This is a genomic window from Pantoea rwandensis (assembly GCF_002095475.1).
Taxonomy (GTDB): domain Bacteria; phylum Pseudomonadota; class Gammaproteobacteria; order Enterobacterales; family Enterobacteriaceae; genus Pantoea; species Pantoea rwandensis.
This window is the reverse complement of the sequence record NZ_MLFR01000003.1, coordinates 225,257-251,870: the sequence shown is the minus strand read 5'-3', so window position 1 is coordinate 251,870 and position 26,614 is coordinate 225,257. Positions and strand designations below refer to the sequence as shown.

Here is a 26,614-nt window from a genome sequence, read left to right as displayed (position 1 = left end):
GTGTCGCCCATGCTGTTATCCCTGCCCTGCCTGCTCTATAATGCGCCGCCTCAACCCGCGACCAAGAGAGTTTCACCATGACGAGTAACGATGTTCTGCGCAGCGTGCGCTATATGCTTGATTTGAGCGATAGCAAAGTGGTGGAGATTTTTGCCTTAGCGGGCAGCGAAGTGCCATTGGAAGATGTACAGGCATGGATGAAGAAAGATGAAGATGCGGCGTTTCGTAAACTGCCCGACGTATTGATGGGTTACTTCCTCAACGGTTTGATTTTTTACCGTCGTGGTAAGAGCGAAGACGCGCCTGCACCCTCGGTAGAGCGTCGCATGAATAACAATATTTTCATCAAGAAACTGCGTATCGCGTTTGCGTTGAAGACCACGGATATTCCGGTGGTGCTGGAGAAGGCAAACTTTAAGATTTCACAGGCTGAGGTCGGTGCGATTTTCCGCAATCCTGATCATAAGAATTACCGCGAGTGCGGCGACCAGATTCTGCGTAACTTTTTGAAGGGATTGACGATGATGAATCGTCCAGCGGCGCCCGCGAAAAAGGGCTGAGTGCTTTGTGTTAGTGCTCAGTCGGGAAAGGGCTGATTGCTTTTTGTTAGTGCTCAGTCAGGGATAGCGTGGCAGATCGCAAAGGGAACCCACATCCCTGTGGATCGGCCTCGCCATCCATGGCTCGGACGCTTTGCTCCTCTGCCACGCTATCCCTTCCCTTAAGCTTTGAGCGTCGCTTTGATATCAGGTCAGATACCGAGAGCATAGAGCGCCTTAGCAGTTCAGCTCATTAGGCATCGCTTTTAGCGACACGCCCTACCACCCAACGCTTGTGCACGTAAAGTGAAGCGAAAATGACAATCGCCCCGGCAATAAAGCTCGGCCAGTGCGGTTTCTCCTGCCAGATCGCCAGATTGACCAACAAACCCGCTGGCACGTGCATGTTGTTCATGATGCCCAGCGTACCCGCATCGACCTGCGTCGCACCGTAGTTCCACATAAAGTAACCTAAACCTGATGCCGCCACGCCCAGCCACACCAGAATGCCCCATTGGAGGTTTGTGGTCGGCAGTTTGTTCGGATTACCCCACAGGCTCCACGCAATGATGGCAATGATCACCGCGCCTAAATAGAACCACGAGAATGCCGTGTGTTGCGGCATCGGGCGGGTTTCCTGCAGGCGCTTGTAACCGACCATACCAATGGCGAAGCAGATGTTAGCCGCCTGAACCAGCAGTAAACCGAACCAGAAGTGATCGCTGACTTTGTCATAGCGAATGATGGCCGCACCGGCCACCGCCAACAGCGCGCTGAAGGCATAGCCAACCCGCAGCCGACGTCTGCTGAGCAAATCGTAAATCAGCGTGACGTAGAGCGGCGTCATCACGGTAAACAACAGGAATTCTGTCACGCTGAGGTAGGTATAAGCCTCAAAACTCAGCAGGTACATGACGCCGAGTTGCAGCATCCCCACCAGCATATACAGCAGGAGGGTTGAGGCGCGATATCCCTTCCAGCGCAGGAAGGGCAAAAAGACGAGCGCAGCCAACCCAAGGCGCATCAGTACAGAGAACCAGGAGTCAACTTGGCCCGCAAGGTATTCCCCTATCAAACTAAAGGAAAAAGCCCACAAAATGGTGGTAACGATCAGTAACGGCACGGCATCGATCCCAAAATGAACAGTGGCGTTAGTGTAAACAAACTGTCGTGAGCGGGCTTAAATATCTGGTTGACAAGTGGTCAAAATAAATTCAAACGAATCAATTTAACTCCTAAGCCAACGCTGTATCGCTCGCTTTCAAAACCGGGTGGTTCATTGCTGATGGAGTAAATCTATTTCAGCGGCGCAATGAATTACCCTTTCAAATGCAAAAGCCCCGACGCTTAATGCGCGAATTCCAACATTTTCTGGTTTATATCGCTCTTTAATGTCATTAATCTGTAACAAATGTGTCACACATCACAGTAACGCAGCGTGACTATCCCTATTCTGTGCGCGAAAAGGAACTTTGATTTTCTGTTTTTACGCCAGATGGCTTTGACCCAACCTGCTGGGAATGAATAAAAATATTGCGCCCTGGAGGGCCACCTTCATGTTAAGTATCTTCAAACCGGCACCTCATCAGCCGCAAGTCGCTGATGATCGTGTTGATCCGCTCTATCGTCGGCTACGCTGGCAAATCTTCATCGGCATCTTCTTCGGCTATGCCGCTTACTACCTGGTACGCAAGAACTTCGCCCTGGCGATACCTTATTTAGTTGAACAGGGTTTCTCACGTGGCGATCTGGGCTTTGCACTTTCAGGGATATCCATCGCTTACGGTTTCTCCAAGTTCATCATGGGATCCGTCTCTGACCGTTCAAATCCGCGCGTCTTTTTACCTGCTGGACTGATTCTGGCCGCCGCCGTCATGCTCTTTATGGGCTTTGTGCCGTGGGCCACCTCCAGCATCATGGTGATGTTTGTACTGCTGTTTTTGTGTGGTTGGTTCCAAGGCATGGGCTGGCCGCCATGTGGACGCACCATGGTGCACTGGTGGTCGCAGAAAGAGCGCGGCGGGATTGTCTCGGTGTGGAACTGCGCGCATAACGTCGGTGGTGGCATTCCCCCCTTGCTGTTCCTGCTGGGCATGGCGTGGTTTAACGACTGGAAAGCGGCACTCTACATGCCAGCGTTCGGTGCCATCGTCATCGCTATCATTGCGTTTGCGCTGATGCGCGATACGCCGCAGTCCTGTGGCTTACCGCCGATTGAGGCCTATAAGAACGACTATCCGCCGGATTACAGCGAGAATCACGAAGAAGAGCTGACGGCGAAGCAGATTTTCATGCAGTACATCCTGCCTAATAAGCTGCTGTGGTATATCGCGCTGGCAAACGTGTTTGTTTACTTGCTGCGTTACGGCATCCTCGACTGGTCACCGACCTACCTGAAAGAGGTGAAGCACTTCACGCTGGATAAATCTTCCTGGGCTTACTTCTTCTATGAATATGCAGGCATTCCTGGCACCTTGCTGTGCGGTTGGATGTCGGACAAAGTGTTCAGGGGCAATCGCGGTGCGACCGGCGTGTTCTTTATGACGTTGGTGACCATCGCTACCATCGTTTACTGGCTCAACCCGCCGGGCAATCCTGGCATCGATATGCTGTGCATGATCGTGATCGGCTTCCTGATCTATGGTCCGGTGATGTTGATTGGCCTGCATGCGCTGGAGCTGGCGCCGAAGAAAGCGGCCGGCACGGCAGCAGGTTTTACCGGCCTGTTTGGCTATCTCGGTGGATCGGTGGCGGCCAGTGCGATTGTCGGTTATACCGTGGATTACTTCGGCTGGGATGGCGGTTTCATGGTGATGATTGCGGGATCGGTGTTAGCGGTAGTTCTGCTGCTGCTCACTATGGTCAGTGAGCACAAGCATAAGAAGCAGATGGCATAACAAAAATGGGCCGGATTAACCGGCCCATTCGTTTAAGCAAGAAACAGCTTACGTAATGTGTTGGGTACCGCGTCTTCGGCGTTGCTGCCAATCACTTCCAGCGTGGGCAAGGTGTCTTTCAAGCGCTGCTGCGCATTACGCATAATGCAGCCCTTCCCCGCCATACTCAGCATCTCAACATCATTCATGCCATCACCAAAGGCGATGCAGGCTTTAAGCGAGTGTCCGAGCTGTTTAGAAACCGCTTCCAGCGCATGCCCTTTCGATACACCGCCCGCCATCACTTCGAGACACGTTGGCAGCGAGAAACTCACGTTTACGCGATCGCCCCAGCGCGCTTCAATCGCCAGTTCCAACGGCGCCAGACGTTCAGGATCTTCACAGGTAAAGAACACCTTGCTGATACCGTCTGTTTCCAGCATACCCGGCTGATAAACCTGATAGTTGAACACCGATTCACGGAAATAGTCCTGCTCCTCGGGACGGTGGCGGCTCATGTACCACTCATCGTCGCGATAAACGTGCGTCAGGATATGCTCATCGTGATACTGCAGGCCATACAGTTCGCTGGCGATATCACCGTCAAGGTTATGGCTAAACACCAACTCACCTTCGGCATTGTGTACGCGGGCACCGTTGGAGGTGATCATGTAGGCCGGAATGCCAAGGTTATCGCGCATCTGGCCGACATCGATGTAATGACGCCCAGTGGCAAAAACAAAATGAACATCACGCGCGACCAGCTCTTGCAGCGTGGTGCGAGCAAACGGCGTTAAGCGGTGTTCCGGCGAGAGCAGCGTGCCATCCAAGTCGGATGCAACGATCTGGTACATGTAAACCTCTGGTATTGATATCGGATAAAAATTAAACGTGGCGTTCGAAGAAATCGACCACCAGGTTGAGCGCTTCAGCGCGCATGGCGTCTGTTTCAAACAAAATCTCGTGACGCGCGCCTTGAATCACGTAAGGCTTTGTTCCTTCACAGGGGTGGCCTGCGTCGGCCATCGCCGTACAAAAAATATCTTGTGAGCGGTTATCCACCACATCGTCTTCGCTGGCTTGTAACACGAGCGCAGGCGTGGTGATTTTCGCCGCCTGGCTAATGATACTGCGTCCGGCATACACGCCCTCACGTACCCAATGGTAAGTTGGGCCGCCCACACGCAATCCGGGATCGTCCGCGTAAAAACGCAGGTTGCGCCGATAGCGTTCCCGGCTGTGAGTCAGGCGATTAATACCAAACGGACTGGCGCGCCAGCGGCCGGTGCCGAGCGCATAGCGCTCACGAATCGCAGGCAATTTTTCCGCCCAGTCCAAAATCGGGTGCGCCATCCAGTCGGGCAGCGGCAGCACAATGCCGAACATCGGTGCCGAAAACACCGCGGCATGGAACGCCTGCGGCTGACGCGCCAGAAACAGCGCTAAAATCGCGCCGCCCATTGAGTGCGCCAGCACATACCTTTTCTGGTAATGGTTGCTGACGATCTCTTTCAGATACAGCGTTTCTAAGTCGTCAACGTAGTGGCTGAACTCCACCACATGTCCCCGATGTGAATCGGCCAATAGGCGATCGGAGCGCCCTTGCCCGCGATGATCGAGGATGACCACGTCATAACCGCAGTGAAACAGATCGTAAGCCAGTTCCGGGTATTTGATATAGCTTTCGATGCGGCCAGGAACAATCAGGATGACACGGCGATGTTGCGGTGAAGTGAAACGAACATAGCGAATTTTCAGGTTGCCAACGCCGGTGAATTCACACTCTTCACGTCGACGCCAGAAGTCGAGCAGCGGTCCGGTGGCAAAGGCAGAAAAGCCTCTCTCACGCCCGAGCCAACTCTGTTTATGATGCTGCATCCGTCCCCCAGAAAAAAAGCCTCATCGCGCCTTTGTGCGCCATAGCGTACCGCGATGTTCTGGCGTATTGTGTCACACTTCGTTCACTTCAGGGAATGTCACACATGACCATTGAATGGTGGTTAACCTATCTGCTGACGACAACTATCCTCAGCCTTTCACCCGGTTCCGGTGCGATAAACACCATGAGCACCGGTATCAGCCACGGTTATCGCGGCGCGGCCGCTTCAATCACCGGATTACAACTTGGCCTGGCGATTCACATCGTGCTGGTGGGTGCGGGTCTCGGCGCGCTGTTTTCACAATCGCTTATGGCGTTCGAAGTGCTGAAATGGGCGGGTGCCGCTTATCTGGTGTGGCTGGGCATTCAGCAGTGGCGTTCCGCAGGTGGCATTGATCTGGATGCAGTCGCGAAAGCCATGCCGCGCCGTCGTTTATTTAAGCGCGCAATACTGGTGAACCTCACCAACCCGAAAAGCATCGTGTTTCTGGCCGCGCTGTTCCCGCAGTTTATTCAGCCACACCAGCCGCAGCTCATACAGTATCTGGTGCTCGGCGTCACCACCATTGTGGTCGATATTATTGTGATGATTGGTTATGCCACGCTGGCAACCCGCATCGCAGGCTGGATTAAGGGGCCAAAGCAGATGAAGGTGCTAAACCGGACTTTCGGCGGATTGTTTATGGCAGTGGGTGCGTTGTTGGCGAGTGCGCGTCGAATGGCGTGAGACGCTTTGAAACGTGTCGCACCGAGGGGAAACCCGTCGGTGCGCAGTCAGTTGGGTGCCGGCAAGCCGCACAGTCCTCGGAGCGTAAACGCAGTACGTGAGGAGGGCCAGCAATGCCCGGTGCCGAACCCGATTTAACGAGAGATAATCAGGTGGATGCCGAATCCGGCGAATAGCACGCCCGCCATCCCATCAACCCACTTCGCCATACGCTGATACTTGTCACGCATCCACGGCAGCGCAAAGATGGCGGCCACCAGCGTAAACCAGGCAAAAGTTTCACCGATAATCAGCAAGAACAAACCCCAACGCTCCATCGCGCCAACATCATTACCCACAAACAGTGAGAACACGCTGCCGAAGTAGATAATGGCTTTCGGGTTCGACAGATTGGTCAGGAAACCTTTCAGGAAGCTCATGCCTCTCTTCGGCAGTTCCACCACCGGCGCATTAACCTGCGGGGCTTTATGCTGCTGACGTGCTGAGCGCAGCAACTGCCAGCCCATCCACAGCAGATACAGACCACCGCCCACCATGATGATTTCATGCAACCACGCCATTTTTTGCAGGATCAGATGCAGACCCATCAGCGCCACGCCTGCCCAAATCACGATCCCCAGCGTAATGCCCAATACGCCCATCATCGCCTCTTTGCGCGAACGGCTGGCGGCAGTTTGCGAAACAAAGAAGAAATCGGGGCCTGGGCTCATCAGCGCAACCAGATGCACCAGCGCAACGGTAGCAAATAACATCAACATGATTTATTTCCTTTACTCTTCATCGACATGTTCTTTGATCATCACCAGGAACGGTTTACCAAAACGTTCCAGCTTGCGATGACCGACACCGTTTACACTCAGCATTTCTGAGGCGGTAATCGGCATTTGTTCCGCCATTTCAATCAACGTGGCATCGTTAAATACCACATACGGTGGAATGTTCTCTTCGTCGGCAATCGCTTTCCGTAATTTACGCAGCTTGCCAAACAGCGTGCGATCGTAATTGCCACTGTGTACTTTTGGTGAGCTGCTGCGGCTTTTGACCGCTACGATACGCGGCACCGCCAGCATCAGTGGCACTTCAGCACGTAACACAGGACGCGCCGCTTCCGTCAGCTGTAATGCCGAGTGCATGGCGATGTTTTGCGTCACCATGCCAAGGTGAATCAACTGGCGTAGTACGCTGACCCAATGTTCCTGGCTTTGCTCACGGCCAATGCCGTATACCGGCAATTTGTCGTGTCCATTGTCGCGGATACGGTGGTTGGTGGAGCCGCGCAGTACGTCGACAATATAGCCCATGCCAAAGCGCTGACCAGTGCGATAGATGCTGGACAGCGCCTTCTGCGCCTCCACTAAACCATCATAGCGACGCGGCGGATCCAAACAGATATCGCAGTTACCACACGGCTGCTGGCGACCTTCACCGAAGTAGTTGAGCAGCACCAGACGACGGCAAGTTTGCGCTTCGGCGAAGGCACCCATAGCATTGAGCTTGTGGCGTTCGATATCTTGCAGCGGGCCAGGTGCTTTCTCTTCCAGGCATTTACGCAGCCACGCCATATCCGCTGGGTCGTACAGCATCATGGCTTCGGCAGGCAGCCCATCACGCCCTGCGCGACCGGTTTCCTGATAGTAGGATTCGATATTGCGCGGAATGTCGAAATGCACCACGAAGCGCACATTCGGTTTGTTGATGCCCATACCAAACGCCACGGTGGCGACCACGATTTGCAGGTCATCACGCTGAAAGGCTTCCTGCACATGGGCACGTTGCGTGCTTTCGATACCGGCATGATAGGCGCCAACGCTCAGCCCGCGGCTTTGCAGACGTGCGGCGGTGTCTTCTACCTTGGCGCGGCTGTTACAGTAAATAATCCCGCTTTTGCCACGCTGTTCCTGCACATAGCGCAGCAGCTGATCGGTGGGTTTAAATTTCTCTACCAGCGTATAGCGAATGTTAGGACGGTCAAAGCTGCTGATTTGAATCAGCGGATCGTCCATCTGCAACAGATGTGCGATGTCATTACGCGTGGTTTCATCGGCGGTAGCGGTCAGCGCCATCACCGGCAGCTCCGGGAAGTGCTGACGCAGCTGGCCAATCGAGCCATATTCCGGGCGGAAATCATGGCCCCATTGCGAGATACAGTGCGCTTCATCCACCGCCAGCATCACGGGGTTCCACTGATGCAGACTGTCGAGGAAGTTGTCCATCATCAGGCGCTCAGGGGCGATATACAGCAGCTTCAGCTTGCCCGTGCGGCAATCCGCAAACACCTGTTGCTGTTGCTCACGCGTCTGGGTGGAGTTAAGGCACGCTGCTGCCACGCCGTTGGCCAACAGCTGATCAACCTGATCTTTCATCAGTGAAATCAGCGGCGAGACCACCAGCGTCAATCCTTCACGCACCAGCGCGGGGATCTGATAGCACAGCGATTTGCCGCCGCCGGTTGGCATCACGACCAGGCAATCCCGCCCTGCAAGCGCGGTTTCGATGATGTTCTGCTGGCCGGGACGAAATTGCTGGTAGCCGAAGGTATCTTGTAATACCTGCTGCGCCAGCATTTCCTGATTAAGCACTGCCGATGTTGCCACGGTAATCCTGTTTTCTAACTGATTAGAATAAATCGTTAAGCGTTACACCCACGCCAAAACGGGTTTGACGGTGGTTATAGTCGATGAGCGATTCACCATACCCGCTGAACAGCTGAGTGTAAAAGCGCACATGTTCGGTGATCGGATAGCTCCAGGCGAAAGTGGCACCGCCGTAGCCGCTGTTCCAGTTATAGTTGCCTTCCACGCTGAAGATGCTCTCGCCCATCTCATAACCGAGTTTCGCGCGATAGTAGCCCATGTACTTGGTGATGTCGGGGTTATCATCGTTATTTTCATTTTCTGGAATGCGATACCAGGGTTTGATTTCCGCGAGGAAGTTGCCATTCTGCGCCATCAGGCGCGCGTAAACGCGGTTCCAGCTACGTGAAGTCGGATCGCTACGTCCGTTCGACTCGTGGTTCAGACCGGTTTCAATGTCGCGCAGTGTCCATCCACCCAACGTGTAATCGGTGGCCCAGCCGAGGAAAATCTGCGGCTCATAGTTGGTTTCACGGAACGGCGATGAAGCACCACGGTTTGAAAGCTGCCACCAGGAGCGCTGGGTGTAAGATGCAGCCAACACCGAGTTGTCGCCTAAAATACCGCGCCATAACGGGAACGCCAGGCTGAGCTGGAATTTTACTTCATCGTTTTTTGCTTTGTCAGCCCAGTTATAGGAGGAAATCGCACTTTTATTCATGCTACTGGTGTAAGTGTAAAGCAGGTAGTTGTTTTCGTAGGGATAAAGCACGAACGGGTTATCGTGTTTTTCCAACAGGTTGGCGATAATACTGCCCTTGACCGCTGGGGCGTCATGCACCTCTTTTATTGTGGCTTCATCAGCCTGTGCCAGTGCAGGAATCATCAAAGCTGCAGCCAGCAACGCGTATTGCTTACGCATAAAATTCTCCAGAAAACGGCATGTTGTCATTATTAGGGCGACGTTCAAAAAGCAGGCCATTCTACACGCAAAGCCAAAGGTTGATCAGTGCCGATTTCTGAAACTGGAAAGCAGCGCGAACGCGGCATAATATACACAACTCTTTAACATCTTAAGGCAGAAACTATGTCATCCCCGTTGTTGACGCAGCAGGAAGCTCGCCGTCTGATTGGCGAAATTTTTGTTTATCACATGCCCTTCAATCAGGCTTTGGGACTGGAACTTGATCGGCTGGAGGCGGATTACGCCGAATTAGGATTTGCGAACAAAACTATGCTGGTGGGCAATGCCGCACAGCACATTCTGCATGGTGGTGTCATCGCGTCAGTGCTGGATGTCGCAGCCGGGCTGGTCTGCGTCAGCCATGCGCTGTCTCGTCAAGAGAGCATCAGTGAAGAGGAGCTGCGCCAGCGCCTGTCGCGCATGGGCACCATTGATATGCGCGTGGATTATCTGCGCCCAGGACGTGGGGAACGATTTGTTGCCACCAGCAGTCTGCTGCGCGCAGGCAATAAGGTGGCGGTTGCACGTGTTGAGCTGCACAATCAGCAGGGTGATTATATCGCCACCGCAACAGCAACCTATTTAATTGGATAACTTTGATGGCGTGAGCTTATCAAAGACTTTTGGACAGTGATGATGGATACGCAACAAACGCGCCAGGGCATTGGTTATGCACTCGGCGCTTACTTTATTTGGGGCATTGCACCCGCCTATTTCAAGCTGGTGAAAGAGGTACCGCCCACAGAAATCATGACGCATCGCGTGATTTGGTCCGCGCTGTTTATGCTAGTGCTGATTACCCTGAGTCGCAGCTGGAAACAGGTGAGAACGGTACTCGCCCAACCGAAAAAAGTGCTGCTGCTGGCACTGACTGCCGTGACCATTGGCGGAAACTGGTTGCTGTTTATCTGGGCCGTGAATAATCAGCATATGCTGGAAGCCAGCCTGGGCTATTTCATCAACCCGTTGATCAACGTGGTGTTTGGTATGCTGTTTCTGCGCGAGCGCTTCCGTCGTTTGCAGTGGGTGGCGGTCGCACTGGCCACCACTGGCGTGCTAGTACAGTTATGGCAATTTGGTTCGCTGCCGATCATCGGCTTGGGCCTGGCGCTGAGTTTTGCGCTCTATGGCCTAGTGAGGAAAAAGATTCAAGTGGATGCGCAAAGCGGCATGCTGATCGAGACCGCCTGGCTTTTCCCGCTCGCGGCCATTTATCTGTTTGGATTTGCTGACAGTGCGACCAGTCATCTCAGTGCTAACCCACTGAGTCTCAATCTTAAACTGATCGCTGCGGGCATCGTCACCACCATTCCATTGATGCTGTTTGCCGCCGCCTGCGCGCGCCTGCGCCTGTCAACCGTGGGCTTCTTCCAGTATCTGGGCCCCACGCTGATGTTCCTGTTGGCGGTACTGTTCTATGGCGAGAGCCTGACACCGGATAAAATGGTCACCTTCGGTTTTATCTGGCTGGCACTCGCCGTGTTTATCATTGATGCGATTGCCTTTTCAGCTCGCACTCGCGTGCGCATAGCGTGAAATAAAGCGCGCGATAGCCGGGCCGGTCAGCAGGATGGTGAACAGGCGTAGCGTCTGCAACGCCATCACAAAGGCGATATCGACTCGGCTGCCAGCAGCAATGATCGCCACGGTATCCAGCCCGCCCGGGCTGGTTGCCAGGTACGCTGTCATCAGATCGACGTGCAGCACGCGCGTTAACATCCACGCCAACCCTCCGCACAGCAGCATCAGACCAAAAATCGACACCAGCATTTGTGGCAGCGTGCGCAGCGCCAGCAGGAAAATGGGACGCGTGAAACGCAAGCCCACGCTCCAGCCAATCAACGCATAAGCCAGCGCCAGCAACCATTCCGGCACCTGCAAAGTCGCGACGTCGGTGCCGTGCAGCGTGGCGCCAATCAGAGCGGGCAGCAGCAGCGCACCCGAAGGGATACGCAGCTTTTGTCCCAGCCACGCACCCGCAAACATCACCACCCATGTCAGGATGAAGCTGCTTTGTAAGGCAGGGAACCATACCAGATCCACTGTGCCACCGTTGGTGCCAAGGCCAATACGGGCGACCACCGCGGCTGCGGTCGCCACAAACAGCACGCGCAGATACTGCATGAAAGCCACTAAACGCACGTCCGCGCCAAAGTCTCCGGCCATCGCCACCATCGCAGAAGCGCCGCCGGGCGACGATCCCCACGCACCGGTTGGTCCTGGGAGGTTGCTAAAGCGTACCAGCAGAAAACCCGATAAACCGCTGGCCGCCAGCGTGAGCACCAGCACCGCCAGCACCACCGGCCAATCCGCTAACAGCGGTGAGAGAATCGCCGGTGACAGCGTTTGTCCGATCATGCAGCCCAACACCGCTTGCGCGAGCACAAATAAACGTTTGTCGATGCGTACGGTGGCGCCTGATAGGCCCATGACGGTTCCGACGATCATCGGACCCAAAAGCAGTGCAGCAGGAAGGTGAAACAACTGGAGAATGATCCCCAGTACTAATGAAGCAACCAGCAGAATGGTCCACTGCTGTCGCAAAGAGAGACGCGCCATAGGGTGGAAATCAGAAAGTGAGAAGTGACAACAGCCTACGCAGAAAAGTTAAACCATGCCAGTTTTGTCGCGGCGCAATTTGTTACTCATCTGTTAGCGACATTGTCGCTTCAGATAAGCGCGATAAATCGCGCCGCTACGAAAACGGTAAAACATTTTCAGGTCGTGTAATTACAACCAATTTTTCCGTTTGAAATAGAGGTACGGCGCCAGGCCGGCGAGGATCATCAACGAAATTGCACCAGGATAACCAAAGCTCCACTTCAGCTCAGGCATAAACTCAAAGTTCATACCATAGCTGGAAGCCACCAGCGTCGGCGGCAGGAATACCACTGAAACCACCGAGAAGATCTTGATGATGCGGTTCTGTTCGATGTTGATAAAGCCCATCGCCGCCTGCATCAGGAAGTTAACCTTTTGGAACAGGGATTCGTTGTGCGGCAGCAGCGACTCGATATCGCGCAGGATTTCACGAGCCTGCTCCAGCTGATTGCCTGGTAGGCGCGCTTTACGCACCAGGAAGTTAAGCGCACGCTGCGTATCCATCAAGCACAGGCGCACCTTCCAGCCGATATCTTCCAGCTCCGCCAAACGTGACAGCGCCTGGTCGTACTCTTCGCCCTGCTGGCCTTCCATGATCACGCGGCTCAGTTTTTCCAGCGCGCTGTAGATGTTCTCGATCTCATCCGCCAGCTGTTCGATTTTGGTTTCGAACAGGTCCAGAAGCAGCTCGTAGGCATTGCCATCGGTCAGTGTCTGGTTACGCGCTCGCATGCGGTAAAGACGGAAAGCGGGTAGCTCACGCTCACGTAGTGTATAGAGGCGATCTTCACGAATGGTAAACGCCACCGTGGAGTTACCGGCGTGATCTTCCGCATCTTCAAAGAAGAAGAAGGAGTGGATGTGCAGACCGTCTTCGTCTTCGAAGAAACGTGCGGAGGCCTCGATATCTTCAAGCTCCGGACGCGTCGCCAAGCTTTGGCCCAGCTCTGTTTGCACACGATCACGCTCACTGTCGTCAGGTTCGATAAGATCGACCCATACCGACGTGTTCAGTTTGTCGTTGTTGTCTTCCAGCTCGATACGCGTCAAGCGATCACGTTCGAGTTTAAAGGCGCTCAGCATAGCAATACTCCCCATTGCAGACTAAATGGGACAAGGCGGCACACCGTCATGCCAGAGGCAAAACGGGCACGGCAAAGCCTGAACGCGGAAACTTTCGCTTCAAGGGTAAATCAGTGCTGACTCGTGCGACGAGAGTGTTGAGGGAGGTCGCTGATAACCACTAAGGCTATCCGCAATGAGAGGTAACCTTAGAAGTTATTCCTGTTAAACAGGCGGTTGAGCCAGCATCGACTGGGCGCGTCCAAGGCATTGTCCTCTCATGATAATAGTGCGCGCATGTTACGCTGAGACGAAAAAGTCGTCAAGGTAGCGCAACCGCGCTACACCGTTTCCAGGCGGGCATAAGCCGCCACCAACCACTTGATCCCCTGCCCCTGAAACGCCACTTGCAGACGGCTGTGTTCACCACTGCCTTCGAGATTAATGATGGTGCCTTCACCGAATTTGGCATGGCGTACACGCTGTCCCAGCGCGAAACCACTGTCGTTTTCCGCGAGCGGCGTGCCCATGCGCTGATGGCTCACCGGCCGGCTCACGCTGGCGCGCAGACGTACTTCCTCAACGCACTCTTCCGGCAATTCGCCAATAAAGCGCGATGGGCGGTGATACACTTCTTTACCATAAAGACGGCGGGTTTCGGCGTAGGTCAGCGTGAGCTTTTCCATCGCGCGCGTAACACCAACGTAAGCAAGACGACGCTCTTCTTCCAGACGGCCACCTTCATCCAGCGACATCTGACTCGGGAACATGCCCTCTTCCATGCCGACGATAAATACCTGAGTAAACTCCAGCCCTTTAGCCGAGTGCATCGTCATTAACTGCACCGCATCCTGCCATTTATCGGCCTGGCCTTCACCGGCTTCCAGCGCGGCATGCGACAAGAACGCCTGCAGCGGCATCAAATCTTCATCTTCGTCTTGATAGCTGAACTGGCGCGTGGCCGTCACCAGTTCTTCTAAGTTTTCGATACGAGCCTGGCCTTTTTCGCCCTTTTCCTGCTCGTACATGATCCATAGACCGGAATCTTTAATCACCCGATCGGTTTGCACATGCAGCGGCATGTCGGCGGTTTCTGCTGCCAGCGAATCCACCAGTTCGCAGAAACGTTGCAATGCAGAGGCGGCGCGGCCAGCTAACGCTTTGTTTTGCAGAAGCTCACGTGTGGCTTGCCACAGGGTCAATTGCTGATCGCGCGCGGTTTGGCGCACCACATCCAATGTGCGATCGCCCACGCCACGTACCGGCGTGTTCACTACACGCTCAAAGGCGGCATCGTCATTGCGGTTGGCCATCAGACGCAGATAGGCCAATGCGTCTTTGATCTCCTGGCGTTCAAAGAAGCGCATACCACCGTAAATACGGTATGGCATGCTGCCTTGCAGCAGCGCTTCTTCCAGCACGCGTGACTGGGCGTTACTGCGATAGAGAATGGCGCAATCCTGCAGCGCGTTGCCGTTCTCATGCCAGGTTTTAATGCGGTTTACCACGAAGCGCGCTTCGTCTAATTCGTTAAACGCGCAGTAGAGGGAAATCTTTTCGCCATCGCTGCCATCGGTCCACAGCTCTTTACCGAGGCGGCCATTGTTATTGGCGATCAAGGTGTTGGCGGCTTTCAGGATATTATTGGTCGAACGGTAGTTCTGCTCCAGGCGAATGGTTTCCGCGCCAGGGAAATCCTGCAGGAAACGCTGGATGTTCTCCACCTGCGCACCGCGCCAGCCGTAAATCGACTGATCGTCATCGCCGACGATAATGACGCGACCGGTATCACCCGCCAGCATGCGAATCCAGGCATATTGAATGTTGTTAGTATCCTGGAATTCATCCACCAGTACGTTACTGAAACGCTCACGGTAATGATTGAGAATGTGCGGTTTATTGAGCCACAGCTCATGGGCGCGCAGCAGCAGTTCAGCGAAATCCACTAAGCCTGCACGATCGCAGGCTTCCTGATACGCCTGGTAAATGCGCAGCCAGGTTTGCTCAATCGGATTGTTGTAGCTCTCAATATGCTTCGGCCGCAAACCTTCATCTTTCTTGCCGTTGATGTACCACATGCCCTGACGGGCAGGCCATTGTTTCTCATCAAGGTTCATGGCTTTGATCAACCGCTTAAGCAGGCGCAGCTGGTCATCGCTATCGAGAATCTGGAAGTCTTGCGGCAAATTGGCATCAAGGTGATGCGCGCGCAGTAAACGGTGCGCCAGGCCGTGGAAAGTGCCAATCCACATACCGCCTTGGCTGGTGCCGATCAACTGATCGATACGATGACGCATTTCCGCCGCGGCTTTATTGGTAAAGGTCACCGCCATAATCGAATAGGGTGAGCAGTTTTCTACCGACAGCAGCCAGGCAATGCGATGTACCAACACACGGGTTTTGCCACTGCCTGCTCCGGCCAGCACCAGCAGGTTGCTGCGCGGTGCGGCGACCGCCTCGCGCTGTTTGTCATTCAAGCCGTTAAGCAGATCAGAAACGTCCATAAGCACCGTTTTGCCAAAGTAATAAAAGGAGAATTGAGAAATGCGGTTTCCCAGCATTTAAGCAACGCACCATTGTAGCGGAGTGATTTAACGTGCAATAAATTACGCCGCTACAAATGGTGCGTCAGGAAATGCCTGTCCTCACCCAGCCATTAGCTGGATGAACATACAGCATTATAGCAGCGAGGTCAGCGATGCCAACTGATGAATTTCCACATGCGGAACCAAACGCGCATCGTCAATCTTCATCAAATTACCGCCGCGCAGGTTAATCCAGCAGGCCTGCATGCCCGCGCGTAGTGAACCCACCACGTCGGTAGTGAGATCGTCGCCCACATGCAAAATATGCTCAGGCGCGATGCCCAAACGATCGGATGCCAGTTGATACATATCCTGCCAGGGTTTCGCGCGGCCATGGGGACCGGCGCGCAGGGCGAACTGGAAGTAGTGATCAATACCCAGCTTTTCTGGGCAGGCATTGCCATTGGTGATCGCCACCAGCGGCACGCGCTCCCCGAGCCACGTCAGCGTTTGATGCGTCTCTTCTGGCATCTCCACTTCGCTGCGCCACTGATGGAACACACTCATCACTTCGCTGGCACCCGCAGTGGCTTCAGTGGCGGATAAACCGATATTAAGCATCGCCCGTTCAACCGAACGACGGCGCCACTCAGAAACATCGTGATAAATCTCAGGCTCTTGCACTAACAATTCGTCACGCAGCGCCTGGTAATCAGCTGGGGTAAATTCACGCAGCGCCGGATGATAGGCCTGCAAAGCGGCATGGGATTCAGCCGTGGTTTTGCGGATCACCGGATGGTTGTCATAAAGGGTATCGTCGAGATCAAAGGTGATCGCTTTGATCGTCCCCAGCGGACGGTAGAACTTCATTCAGACTTTCCTCGTTTAGCACGTGGATGTGCTGCATCGTATACGGTCGCCAAGTGCTGGAAATCAAGATGGGTATAGATTTGCGTGGTGGAAAGATTCGCGTGCCCCAGCAACTCCTGCACTGCGCGCAGATCGCCGCTCGACTCCAGCAAATGGGTGGCAAATGAGTGACGCAACTTATGCGGATGGATATGACTGGCCACACCCTGCTTAATACCCCACTCGGCAAAACGTTTCTGCACGTTACGCGCGGAAATGCGGCTGCCTCGGCTGGAGACAAACATGGCATCATCCTGTGGCGCAAAGCTTTCACGCAGCGGTAACCAGTGCTTAAGCCAAGTCACAGCAGTACCGCCGATGGGAACACGGCGCTCTTTGCTGCCTTTACCCAGCACCCACACTTCACCGGCTTCTAAATCAACATGACGGCAATCCATACCGACCAGCTCAGACAGGCGCAGCCCGCCGCCGTACATGGTTTCCAACATGGCGCGATCGCGCACGGCCAGCGGATCGTTAAGATCGATTTCCAGTAATTGGTTGACCTCATCGACGTCCATATTTTTTGGCAGGTGGCGAGCATTGCGGGGTGTTGAGATACCTTTGGCGGGATTGGCACTTAACATGCCCTGACTGACCTGCCAGTCGAGAAAACTACGCAGCGCCGACATGCGTAACGCCAGGCTGCTAGGACCCAAACCCCCGCGACGACTGCGCGCCGCCAGTTGGCGAACCTGCGCAGGTTCCAGCTGGGCCCAAGCGGTAATTTTCATCTCATCGGCCATGGCCATTATCGCCTGCAATTGGCGAGTATAATTTTTTGCGTGAGCGGGCTAAGCTGGCGTTCGACTTTCAGATAACGCAGAAAGCCTTCAACGGCGGGCAGCAACGGGCTCATGCACGTTCAATCCAACGTGACAGCAGCTCGGGCAACATTTGCGCCAGATGCTGCAACAGCAGTGTCCCCATACCCGCCTGATAGTGTTGATTATCGCGGCTACTAAATATCAGCACACCCAGCTCACCGCGTTCCCCCATCAACGACATCGCGACAGAACCAATCGCTTTGGCCTGCGGTAATAACAGCAGCAGCTCAGGACCGTTGAGGCTACCAAGGTAATGGTGTTCGTGACCAAAACGTTGGATGCGCAGCGGCTCAAAGGCCTGACGCGACAGACCGAGTTGGGTGAAATCAGAAGGCGCACCAATGTGCCAATGGTCGTTGAATACGCGCACATGCGCACCGGCGAGGCCAAGTTCGCGTGCCCAGCGATGCAAACGCGTGAGCATCTCTTGCAGGCTGTCAGCGGAAGCAAGGTGGCTCTGCAACGACAGCAGGCGATCAAACAGCTGATGGTTAGCCGTAGCCTGCTCCATCAACAGGGTGATCTCCTCTTCCAACTGCTGGATGTGGTTGCGCTGACGGGCCATATGCCACTCCACCAGCGAAACACTGCCGCGCACCGGATGCGGCACCATCATCTGTTCGACCTGACGCGCATTGCGTATAAAGAAATCGGGATTCTGGCGCAGGAAGGTGCTAACCGACTGATCGTCCAGCAAAACCGCGCTGTCGGTTTGCTCTTCGATATTTTTCATAGATGAATAAACCCATCGTAGACGTGTGTGGCTGGACCGGTCATAAACAGCGGCTGACCTGCCCCTTTCCAGGCGATATGCAGAGTTCCACCAGGCAAATCAACGCGGACTTTCTCCGCCAGAATGCCTTGCTGAATCCCACAGGCCACCGCCGCACATGCGCCGCTGCCACACGCCTGGGTTTCGCCTGCGCCACGTTCATACACGCGCAGACGGATATGTTCGGGATTGACCACTTCCATAAAACCGACATTCACCCGTTCTGGGAAGCGCTCATGGCTTTCCAACTCCGGGCCGAGCGTCTCAACGGGCGCGGTTTTCACACTCTCCACCTGAATCACGCAATGCGGATTGCCCATTGATACCGCACCAAACATCACCGTTTGGTCCGCTACACGTTGCAGATAAAGGTTTTCGGCTTTATTGGCACGTAATGGCACCTGCTGCGGGTCGAAATTCGGCTCGCCCATATTCACGCGCACTAACTCATCGCTGGTCACGCTAAGGACCATGCGGCCGGTTTGTGTGCTGACGCGAATGTCGCTTTTGTTGGTCAATCCTTTCAGACGCACAAAGCGCGCGAAGCAGCGTGCGCCATTGCCGCACTGTGCCACTTCACTGCCATCGGCGTTGAAAATTCGGTAGTGAAAATCGAGATCCGGATCGTAAGGCGGTTCGACGATCAACAGCTGATCGAAACCGATCCCCAGATGCCTGTCCGCCAGACGGCGAATCAGCTCCGGCGAAAAAAAGACGTTTTGCGTCACGGCATCCACAACCATGAAATCGTTGCCGAGACCGTGCATTTTCGAGAACTGCATTTTCTGCTCCGCCGGATTACTCATAGAGATTAGTTCGCCTGCACACCAGGTTTAGTGGTGACCAACCCATTCACGTCAGCGTTTTGAGCGGCTTTTTGCTGCTGCTCAGTCACTTGCTGATTGCTCTTGGTTGGCTGATCTTTCGGCGGGAAATACAGCGGTCCTTTCAGGCCACAGCCTACCAGGCTGACCAGCGCCAGCCCCATACCCAGCTGACTTATTATTCGTCTCATTCTGTCTGCTCTTTCTGTCCTTAAGCCTTGGCTGCTTATCATCGCAGTTGACGTTGTAAAAGCAACAGGAAATACCCGCAAATCCGGGAGCATGTCAGAGGAAAAGCCAATCCCACCGCGCGAACGCTGGCGGGATCAGTGCATTTGGTAGCGCGGCTGGAAGTCGCCGTTGTCGTTATCGGGTTGCGTGGCGCAGAGTTGCGCCAGCGTCTGGCTGCGGAACGGAATCACCTGGTAGCGATCGCCCGTGTTCACAATCTGATAGAACTGCGGCAAGTTGAAATTGATAAAGCTGGAGCCGTACGTAAAACGGTCGTGCGAGGACGAGTAAAAACGGCTCACGTCGCGCACCAACTCTTCCTTGCTGCCTTCGCAATGGTGATACACCTCAACGCGGTTGCTCTCGTCGAGGATATAAATATTAAAGCCACGATCGTTCGTGGTGTCTTCAAAGAAGAACTGGATGATGCCTTCGCTGGCGTAGCCGTTGACCACCGGCGGTAACGGCGTCTGGTTCGATTCTACTTTGATCGACAAACCGTGCAGTTTGTTATTGGAAATCGCACCATAAAACTCCACCGCATTTTCCAGCTTCTGCACCGATACACTCATACGTTCAAAGAACAGACCCCAGGTTTGTCCCGCCATACGTAGTGCTTTAAAGCGGCCTGGCTCCTGACGCGTACTCGACAGACGCAGTTCAATGCATTCAGAAACCAGCTGCTGCACTCGCGTTCTGATCAAACCGCGCAAATGCTGGCTGTAGCAGAACACTTCTACCGTATCGGGCGGCGCAGCGTCCTGATGCATTTTGCCCAGAATGGTTTTCAGCGCTTCAATCATCGCCTGCTCGCCACTGAAGTGCAGCGTACGCACCTCATTCCACGAGTTGCGATACAGCAGGTCGATGCTGCCAATCAGGCACTGTTGCTGCTGGCCGAAGCTGAACACATCCAGCTTGCGGAAATCAAAATGCACCACCTGATTGCGGAATGCCGAGGTCGGATCGTGCTCAAGATTGACAATAATCGCCAAATGACGGATTTCACACGGGCTATACAACGCTTTCGGCGTCGGTGCCGGTACACGCAGCGGGAAGTGGCTCGACACATCGTTGACCAACTCCTGCAAGCGCGGCAGATCGCAGAACTCATTACCTTTCATGTGCAGACGGGTTTTGCTGGTCAGCAACCCGTTAAACCACGCCCATGCCACTAACTTGTTCAGGTAACGGTTATATTCCAGCGGCTGATGGCTGATGATCGAACTCATGTCCGGCGACTGGTTGTAAAGATACCAACCGGCGCGATTGGCGCGGCCTTCCGGCACATGAATAAAGGTCAGATTTTCTTCCGAGAGATCCGGCGAAATCTGCGGGTTCACCAGCGTCACTTTACCCGGCAGTGCCTCAAACGCGGCATACAGTTTACGCGTCAGCACGCCGATATCTTGCGGGCTGGCACTGACGCTTAAATTGTTACGGCGGGCAAAACGGATCAGGTTGCGATAACTCTGCATCATCGCATCCAGCAGTTCGTTGTGCGCTTCACGCACACGTTCGATTTTCCACTGCGCGCGGTTGTCTAATACCGCTAATTTCTCATCATCCCAGCCCCACTCTTTCACCAGCTGCGACAGAATCTCGCGACGCCAGCCTGAGCGTTGATGATGGTGATCTTCGCTCGAGAGCTTTTCACACACTTTTAAGTAGAAACATCGACGCACCAGATCGAGACGCGCCATGTCGTCGACACTGGTCAAATAACGCGTTACACGTTCCAGCATCATGCAGTAGGGATCGAGACCAAAGCAGATGATTTCGCCATCGTGCAGGCGCTGTTTGATATCCATGGCCAGCAACTGCGTATTGGGATATTCCCAGCTGTAGGCTTCCAGCAGCAGCGTTTTCAACACGGCTTTATAAGGAGAGTCGATGCTTTTATACAGTTGCCACAGGCTGGCACCAAAATACTCTTCCGCGGACAGCGTGCCGAGGCCGCCGAGATCCAGCCACTCATTCGGCGTTAACACACCTTGAGAATAGAGTGACATCACGTATTCGTCGTAATGGTGTTCTTCTTCGCCGGGCACCATATTCCACAGGATGCGTTTGCCCGCCATACGTACAGCGGTACGGTAAAACTCATCCAGCAGCAAAATATGTTGGGTTGAACCACAGTCCTCACCACCAAGACTGCCGCTCTCATTATGACGGAAACGGTTCTCGTCAATCAGGAAGAAACTGACTTCCACACCCATTGACACACACCATTTCTGCAACAGCGTACACTTGCGCTGCAGATTGAGGCGCTCTTCATTATCTAGCCAGGATTGGTGGCACACCCAGATATCGAGATCCGACACGCTGTTCTGCCCAACGGACGACGTGCTGCCCATTGAGTAAATGCCGGTGATAGGACGTTCGCCTTTGACGGCCGTACTGAGATCCAGTGGCTGATCGCCTGCGAGATCTTGCAGCAGCAGCTGTTGATTTTCATCAGGCGTGAAGATGCAGACACCGTGGGGAACGTTACCTTCAAGGTAGCCCGGCATCAGCGGATGATGATAGTGCAGTAATGTTGGCAGCAGACTGTAGACTTGCTGGAAAGCAGGCCCCATGGCAGCCAGTGCGCGATCAACACGCAGCTGGTTAATTGCATCCAGTCTCTGTTTCAGTGTCTCAATGTAGAGGTACAAGACGTTTCGCCTGATTGTCCCAGTGTTAAGCACCCTGTTTCCAAAACCTGCCGCTTAATAATAAAGATGTTGGGCAAATTATTGCTGGAAACGTGATCAATCTAACACCTGGAGGATTGACCGTAAAGAAAGTTGCGCTACCTAACAGTTTAGCACGTTCCGTTGGTAGCCCTGCTTTTTCGGACTTCGACCTCAGATTACGTCGCCCTAAGTGACCAAATCTGACATCGGGGCCTTTTCAATCCGTTGAAACTGACAGCATTCCCCTATCAATGATAGGATAATCGATGAACGATCAAAATGGTTAACAGTATGTTAAACAAAATTTTCAGAATTGCTACCAGGCAAAGTCCTCTTGCCTTGTGGCAGGCACAATATGTCCAACAGCGCCTGATGGCGGCACATCCGGGGCTGCGCGTTGAGCTGGTTCCGATGGTGACCAAGGGCGATATTATCCTCGACACGCCGCTGGCTAAAGTGGGGGGTAAAGGGCTGTTTGTCAAAGAACTCGAACTGGCTATGTTAGAAAATCGCGCCGATCTTGCGGTGCACTCCATGAAAGATGTCCCTGTGGATTTCCCCGAAGGTTTAGGATTAGTGACCATCTGCGAACGTGAAGATCCGCGTGATGCGTTTGTCTCTAATCATTACCACTCGATTGATGAACTGCCGCAGGGTGCGGTGGTCGGTACATCCAGCCTGCGTCGTCAATGCCAGCTCAGTGCACGTCGTCCCGATTTGGTGATTCGCTCGCTGCGCGGCAACGTTGGCACCCGCCTGGGTAAGCTGGACGCCGGTGAATATGACGCCATTATCCTTGCTGCGGCGGGGCTCAAGCGTTTAGGGCTGGAAGAGCGTATTCGTCAGGCAATGCCGGCTGAAATCTCCTTGCCGGCTGTGGGCCAAGGGGCGGTGGGTATTGAGTGCCGTCTTGACGATCACGCACTGATTACCCTGCTGGAAGCCTTAAATCACAGCGATACCGCAGTCTGTGTCCGTGCTGAACGCGCCATGAATACCCGCCTGGAAGGCGGTTGCCAAGTGCCGATCGGTAGCTTTGCGGTACTGGAAGATGACCAGTTATGGCTGCGCGGCCTGGTCGGTTCGCCGGATGGCCATCAAATGGTGGTGGGTGAACGTCGTGGCCCGCGCGAGCAGGCTGAACAGATGGGTATTTCTCTGGCAGAAGAGTTGCTGGATGGCGGTGCCCGTGACATTCTGCGTGACGTCTATCAAGGACAACCTCCCGCATGACCATCCTCGTGACCCGCCCAGAGCCCGCCGCCAGTGAATTGGTTTCGCGTTTGCGAACCCAAGGCAAGCTGGCGTGGACCTTACCGCTGATTGAATTCACGCCGGGTCGCGATTTAGAACATCTGCCACAAAAGCTCGCGGTATTGCAGCCAGGCGATATGGTATTTTTGCTGTCGCAGCAAGTGGTGCTTTTTGCGCACCCCGCCCTGCAACGTCACGCCCTCGTCTGGCCCGATGCGCTTGACTATTATGCGATAGGCCGCAGCACTGCGTTGGCATTGCATACCGTCAGTCATCTAAAAGTAGACTACCCTCATGCGCGGGAGACCAGTGAAGAACTGGTGCGTCTCAATCGTTTGCAGCAGGTCGCGGGCAGGCGGGCATTAATTTTGCGTGGCAGTCCGGGCCGGGAATTACTGGCAGAGACGCTGATCGCACGGGGTGCCAGCGTTGAGTATTGCGAGTGCTATCAGCGCTGTGAAAAGCATTATGAGGGTGCCATTGAGGGCCGACGCTGGCGCGACCGGGGTATCACTACACTGGTGGTCACCAGCGGTGAGATGTTACAACAACTGTTTGCACTGTTTCCGCCAATCGATCGTCGGGAATGGTTATTACACTGTCGGCTGGTGGTCGTCAGTGAACGTTTGGCTACGCAAGCCGCCGAATTAGGCTGGCAGGACGTTGACGTAGCCGATGGTGCCGATAACGATGCGCTGCTGCGTGCGTTACGCTGAACTTAACAATGGGATGAGCCATAATGACGGAACAAAAAGCCCCCTCCGCCATGGTTGAAGAAACCACCCCAGCGGACATTTCCCCCAAGCCAGACAATAAAAAGCCTCGTGATAAAAAAAACGATGGCAAAGTGCTGAGTGCGGTGGCGATTGTGATTGCGCTAGCGATTGGCGCAGGACTTTACCTGAATGGGAAACACCAGGCCGACTTACAGGCTCAAACTAACCAGAACCTCAGCGAGCAGCTCAGCGCGTTGCAACAGCAACTGGGCAGCGACAAACAACAGCTCACGCAACAGCTGGATGCAGCCAATACGGCTTTAAAGGAAGCGCGTACTCAGCAGGACAACAGCGCCAAAGAGCTGGAAACCCTGCGTGATAAAGTCGCCACTATTTCCGGCAACGACACGCGCACCTGGCTGGTGGCGCAAGCTGACTACCTGGTGAAACTGGCAGGTCGCAAACTGTGGAGCGACCAGGATGTCACCACCGCCGCTGCGCTGCTAAAAAGCGCAGACACCAGCTTGGCTGACATGAATGACCCCAGCGTCATGAATGTGCGCCGCGCGCTGACGCAGGACATCAGTTCACTGTCAACCGTCAGCCAGGTGGATTACGACGGCATCATCCTCAAACTCAATCAGCTGTCGAATGGCGTCGATAATCTGCGCCTGGCCGACAATGACAGTGATGATTCGCCGATGGATGCGGACGGCGGTGAGCTATCCAGCTCGCTGCATGAATGGCGTCAAAACCTGGTGAAAAGCTGGCACAATTTCATGGATGATTTCATTACCATTCGCCGCCGCGACAACACGGCACAGCCGTTGTTGGCACCGAATCAAGACGTCTATCTACGTGAAAACATTCGTTCTCGCCTGCTGATTGCGGCACAAGCAGTGCCGCGTCATCAGGATGAGATCTACAAACAGTCGATTGATGCGGTATCTACCTGGGTCCGCGCCTGGTACGACACCAATGATGCCGCGACTAAAGCGTTTCTTGCTCAGTTAGATGAACTCAGCCAGCAAAACATCTCAATGGATGTGCCCGATACGCTGGAGAGCCAGGCACTGCTGGAAAAACTGATGCAAACCCGCGTGAGAAATCTACTGGCGCAGCCATCCGTTCCGGCTACTCAACAGGGAGGCTAAGCATGCTAAAAGTATTAGTGCTTTTCCTCCTGCTGATTGCAGGGGTGGTGTTGGGGCCGATGATCGCGGGCCATCAGGGCTATGTATTGATCCAGACAGACAACTGGAATATTGAGACCAGTGTGACCGGTCTGGTCATTATCCTGATTCTCAGCCTACTGGTCATTCTGTGCATTGAATGGATTTTACGCCGCCTGTTACGTACCGGCGCCCGTACCCGTGGTTGGTTTACAGGCCGCAAGCGCCGCAGTGCCCAGCGCCATACGCAAAGTGCACTGATGAAACTGGCGGAAGGTGACTATAAACAGGCAGAAAAACTGCTTTCGAAGAATGCCGATCACGCCGATCAGCCCGTCGCCAACTATTTACTGGCGGCCGAAGCGGCGCAACAGCGCGGTGACGAGGTGCGTGCCAACCAACATTTGGAACGTGCGTCTGAGCTTTCTGAGAACGACACTATTCCGGTTGAAATCACCCGCGTACGCTTACAGCTAGCACGTAATGAAGACCATGCGGCGCGCCACGGCATTGACCGTTTGCTGGAAGTGGCACCGCGTCATCCAGAAGTGCTGCGCCTGGCTGAACAGGCTTATATTCGTACCGGCGCCTGGGGCGCATTGCTCGATATTTTGCCGTCGATGCAAAAATCTCAGGTGAACGACGAAGTACACCGTGAAGCATTGCAGCAGCAGGCCTGGCTGGGCCTGATGAATCAGGCAATGGCCGACCAGGGCAGTGAAGGCCTGAAGAAATGGTGGCAAAACCAGAGCCGTAAAACGCGCCAAGAAACGGCGTTGCAGGTCGCTATGGTTGAGCATCTGATTGAGTGTGACGATCCCGATACGGCACAAAACATCGTGCTGGAAGGCTTGAAACGCCAGTATGACGATCGCCTGGTGCTGCTGATGCCACGCATCAAAAGCGGCGATCCGCAATCACTGGAGAAAGCGCTACGCCAGCAAATGAAACAACATGGTGCGACGCCGCTGCTGCACAGCACGCTGGGTCAGATGTTGATGCGTCATGGTGAATGGCAACAGGCAGCAGAAGCTTTCGAACAGGCGTTAGCACAGCGTCCTGATGCGTTTGATTACGCTTGGCTGGCCGATGTGTATGACCGTCTGCACCGTCCGGAAGACGCGGCAAAAATGCGCCGTGAAGGCCTGTTACTAACGTTGAAGACCAATCCAGGCAACTGATTTTACGATTGTTACTTTTGTGCACGCCGGGCTTGTCCCGGCTTTTTTTTGCCTGTTTTTTGCCTGAATGCCAGTAAAGTGCAGATAAAAAAACACCTGCCATAAGCAGGTGTAAGATCAGGTCGTTCAGACAACTGATGGTATCCGACTCAACGTAATGTCCTTCTTACTGCAGTAAAGCGTGCGCAAATACTGCCAGGCTGGACAACGGATACCGTAAGGGGCTCTGCATCATTCCCAGGTTTATGTAGCATCAGCAAACATAAGAGGTGGAATGAGCATCTACACGCTAATTATTGCACAA

At 54.2% G+C, this 26,614-nt stretch carries 23 protein-coding genes and 1 pseudogene; 9 read left to right on the top strand and 15 right to left on the bottom strand.

The window, feature by feature from the left end; genetic code table 11:
• Positions 1–77 precede the first annotated feature (77 nt).
• Positions 78–560 carry a YehS family protein gene (locus HA51_RS06290; RefSeq protein WP_084933263.1) on the top strand — a complete coding sequence of 161 codons (483 nt, stop codon included), beginning with the start codon at positions 78–80 and terminating at the stop codon, positions 558–560.
• Positions 561–792: 232 nt separating this feature from the next.
• Here the strand turns inward: HA51_RS06290 and HA51_RS06285 are convergent, their stop codons facing one another.
• Positions 793–1,662, bottom strand: a complete 870-nt coding sequence (locus HA51_RS06285) for a carboxylate/amino acid/amine transporter (RefSeq protein WP_084933259.1) — start codon at positions 1,660–1,662, stop codon at positions 793–795.
• A 433-nt stretch (positions 1,663–2,095) separates the two neighbouring features.
• Here HA51_RS06285 and glpT point away from each other — a divergent pair, with 433 nt between their 5' ends.
• Positions 2,096–3,436: a glycerol-3-phosphate transporter gene (glpT, locus tag HA51_RS06280; protein ID WP_084933253.1), complete on the top strand. Its 1,341-nt coding sequence runs from the start codon at positions 2,096–2,098 to the stop codon at positions 3,434–3,436.
• A 32-nt stretch (positions 3,437–3,468) separates the two neighbouring features.
• Here the strand turns inward: glpT and yigL are convergent, their stop codons facing one another.
• Together yigL and pldB are read right to left on the bottom strand one after the other, a co-directional pair.
• Positions 3,469–4,269 (bottom strand): sugar/pyridoxal phosphate phosphatase YigL, encoded by an 801-nt coding sequence (gene yigL, locus HA51_RS06275; RefSeq protein WP_084933250.1) that lies wholly within the window; start codon positions 4,267–4,269, stop codon positions 3,469–3,471.
• Between the two features lie 31 nt (positions 4,270–4,300).
• Positions 4,301–5,293: a lysophospholipase L2 gene (pldB, locus tag HA51_RS06270; RefSeq protein ID WP_084933243.1), complete on the bottom strand. Its 993-nt coding sequence runs from the start codon at positions 5,291–5,293 to the stop codon at positions 4,301–4,303.
• A 104-nt stretch (positions 5,294–5,397) separates the two neighbouring features.
• On the opposite strand from pldB, the gene rhtB reads away from it, so the two are divergent.
• The gene (gene rhtB / locus HA51_RS06265; RefSeq protein WP_084933241.1) at positions 5,398–6,021 is read left to right on the top strand and encodes a homoserine/homoserine lactone efflux protein; all 624 of its coding nucleotides are present in this window, start codon (positions 5,398–5,400) and stop codon (positions 6,019–6,021) included.
• Between the two features lie 134 nt (positions 6,022–6,155).
• On the opposite strand, the gene rhtC is transcribed toward rhtB, so the two are convergent.
• Genes rhtC through pldA form a run of 3 tightly spaced genes read right to left on the bottom strand, consistent with a single transcriptional unit; the run spans position 6,156 to position 9,516 of the window.
• Positions 6,156–6,779: a threonine export protein RhtC gene (gene rhtC / locus HA51_RS06260; protein WP_084933239.1), complete on the bottom strand. Its 624-nt coding sequence runs from the start codon at positions 6,777–6,779 to the stop codon at positions 6,156–6,158.
• Positions 6,780–6,791: 12 nt separating this feature from the next.
• Positions 6,792–8,615, bottom strand: coding sequence for an ATP-dependent DNA helicase RecQ (gene recQ, locus HA51_RS06255; RefSeq protein WP_084933236.1), 1,824 nt, complete (start codon positions 8,613–8,615; stop codon positions 6,792–6,794).
• Positions 8,616–8,637: 22 nt separating this feature from the next.
• Positions 8,638–9,516 (bottom strand): phospholipase A, encoded by an 879-nt coding sequence (gene pldA / locus HA51_RS06250; protein ID WP_084933233.1) that lies wholly within the window; start codon positions 9,514–9,516, stop codon positions 8,638–8,640.
• A 165-nt stretch (positions 9,517–9,681) separates the two neighbouring features.
• On the opposite strand from pldA, the gene HA51_RS06245 reads away from it, so the two are divergent.
• Together HA51_RS06245 and rarD are read left to right on the top strand one after the other, a co-directional pair.
• Positions 9,682–10,152, top strand: a complete 471-nt coding sequence (locus HA51_RS06245) for a thioesterase family protein (protein ID WP_084933230.1) — start codon at positions 9,682–9,684, stop codon at positions 10,150–10,152.
• Between the two features lie 42 nt (positions 10,153–10,194).
• The gene (rarD, locus tag HA51_RS06240) at positions 10,195–11,094 is read left to right on the top strand and encodes an EamA family transporter RarD (protein WP_084933343.1); all 900 of its coding nucleotides are present in this window, start codon (positions 10,195–10,197) and stop codon (positions 11,092–11,094) included.
• Here rarD and HA51_RS06235 read toward each other — a convergent pair.
• The 9 genes and pseudogenes from HA51_RS06235 to HA51_RS06195 form a co-directional block, all read right to left on the bottom strand.
• Entirely contained in the window at positions 11,065–12,117 is a 1,053-nt protein-coding gene (locus HA51_RS06235; protein ID WP_084933227.1) for an AbrB family transcriptional regulator, read from the bottom strand. The genes rarD and HA51_RS06235 overlap by 30 nt on opposite strands.
• A gap of 171 nt (positions 12,118–12,288) precedes the next feature.
• On the bottom strand, positions 12,289–13,242 hold the full coding sequence (gene corA / locus HA51_RS06230) for a magnesium/cobalt transporter CorA (protein ID WP_084933226.1): 954 nt from the start codon (positions 13,240–13,242) through the stop codon (positions 12,289–12,291).
• A gap of 320 nt (positions 13,243–13,562) precedes the next feature.
• Entirely contained in the window at positions 13,563–15,725 is a 2,163-nt protein-coding gene (gene uvrD / locus HA51_RS06225) for a DNA helicase II (RefSeq protein WP_084933340.1), read from the bottom strand.
• 174 nt (positions 15,726–15,899) lie between these two features.
• Positions 15,900–16,616: a 5-amino-6-(5-phospho-D-ribitylamino)uracil phosphatase YigB gene (gene yigB, locus HA51_RS06220; protein ID WP_084933223.1), complete on the bottom strand. Its 717-nt coding sequence runs from the start codon at positions 16,614–16,616 to the stop codon at positions 15,900–15,902.
• A pseudogene (gene xerC, locus HA51_RS06215) lies at positions 16,613–17,514 on the bottom strand (tyrosine recombinase XerC). The gene yigB and the pseudogene xerC overlap by 4 nt, the downstream one beginning before the upstream one ends.
• Positions 17,511–18,215 carry a DUF484 domain-containing protein gene (locus tag HA51_RS06210; protein ID WP_084933220.1) on the bottom strand — a complete coding sequence of 235 codons (705 nt, stop codon included), beginning with the start codon at positions 18,213–18,215 and terminating at the stop codon, positions 17,511–17,513. Before HA51_RS06210 ends, xerC begins: the two are co-directional and overlap by 4 nt.
• On the bottom strand, positions 18,212–19,036 hold the full coding sequence (dapF, locus tag HA51_RS06205; RefSeq protein WP_084933337.1) for a diaminopimelate epimerase: 825 nt from the start codon (positions 19,034–19,036) through the stop codon (positions 18,212–18,214). Before dapF ends, HA51_RS06210 begins: the two co-directional genes overlap by 4 nt.
• A 29-nt stretch (positions 19,037–19,065) precedes the next feature.
• Positions 19,066–19,269, bottom strand: a complete 204-nt coding sequence (gene lptM, locus HA51_RS06200; RefSeq protein WP_084933218.1) for an LPS translocon maturation chaperone LptM — start codon at positions 19,267–19,269, stop codon at positions 19,066–19,068.
• A 135-nt stretch (positions 19,270–19,404) separates the two neighbouring features.
• Complete coding sequence (locus HA51_RS06195) at positions 19,405–21,966, bottom strand: class I adenylate cyclase (RefSeq protein WP_084933216.1); 2,562 nt, start codon at positions 21,964–21,966, stop codon at positions 19,405–19,407.
• 312 nt (positions 21,967–22,278) lie between these two features.
• Between HA51_RS06195 and hemC the strand changes: the two genes are divergently transcribed.
• From hemC to hemY, 4 genes are read left to right on the top strand one after another with little or no spacing between them, the layout of a single operon-like run.
• Entirely contained in the window at positions 22,279–23,220 is a 942-nt protein-coding gene (gene hemC, locus HA51_RS06190) for a hydroxymethylbilane synthase (protein WP_084933334.1), read from the top strand.
• A complete protein-coding gene (hemD, locus tag HA51_RS06185; protein ID WP_084933213.1) occupies positions 23,217–23,957 on the top strand; it encodes a uroporphyrinogen-III synthase in 741 nt (246 codons plus the stop codon). The genes hemC and hemD overlap by 4 nt, the downstream gene beginning before the upstream one ends.
• Before the next feature lie 23 nt (positions 23,958–23,980).
• Positions 23,981–25,111 carry a uroporphyrinogen-III C-methyltransferase gene (gene hemX, locus HA51_RS06180; RefSeq protein WP_084933207.1) on the top strand — a complete coding sequence of 377 codons (1,131 nt, stop codon included), beginning with the start codon at positions 23,981–23,983 and terminating at the stop codon, positions 25,109–25,111.
• A gap of 2 nt (positions 25,112–25,113) precedes the next feature.
• Positions 25,114–26,310, top strand: a complete 1,197-nt coding sequence (hemY, locus tag HA51_RS06175) for a protoheme IX biogenesis protein HemY (RefSeq protein WP_084933204.1) — start codon at positions 25,114–25,116, stop codon at positions 26,308–26,310.
• The last annotated feature ends 304 nt before the right edge of the window (positions 26,311–26,614 follow it).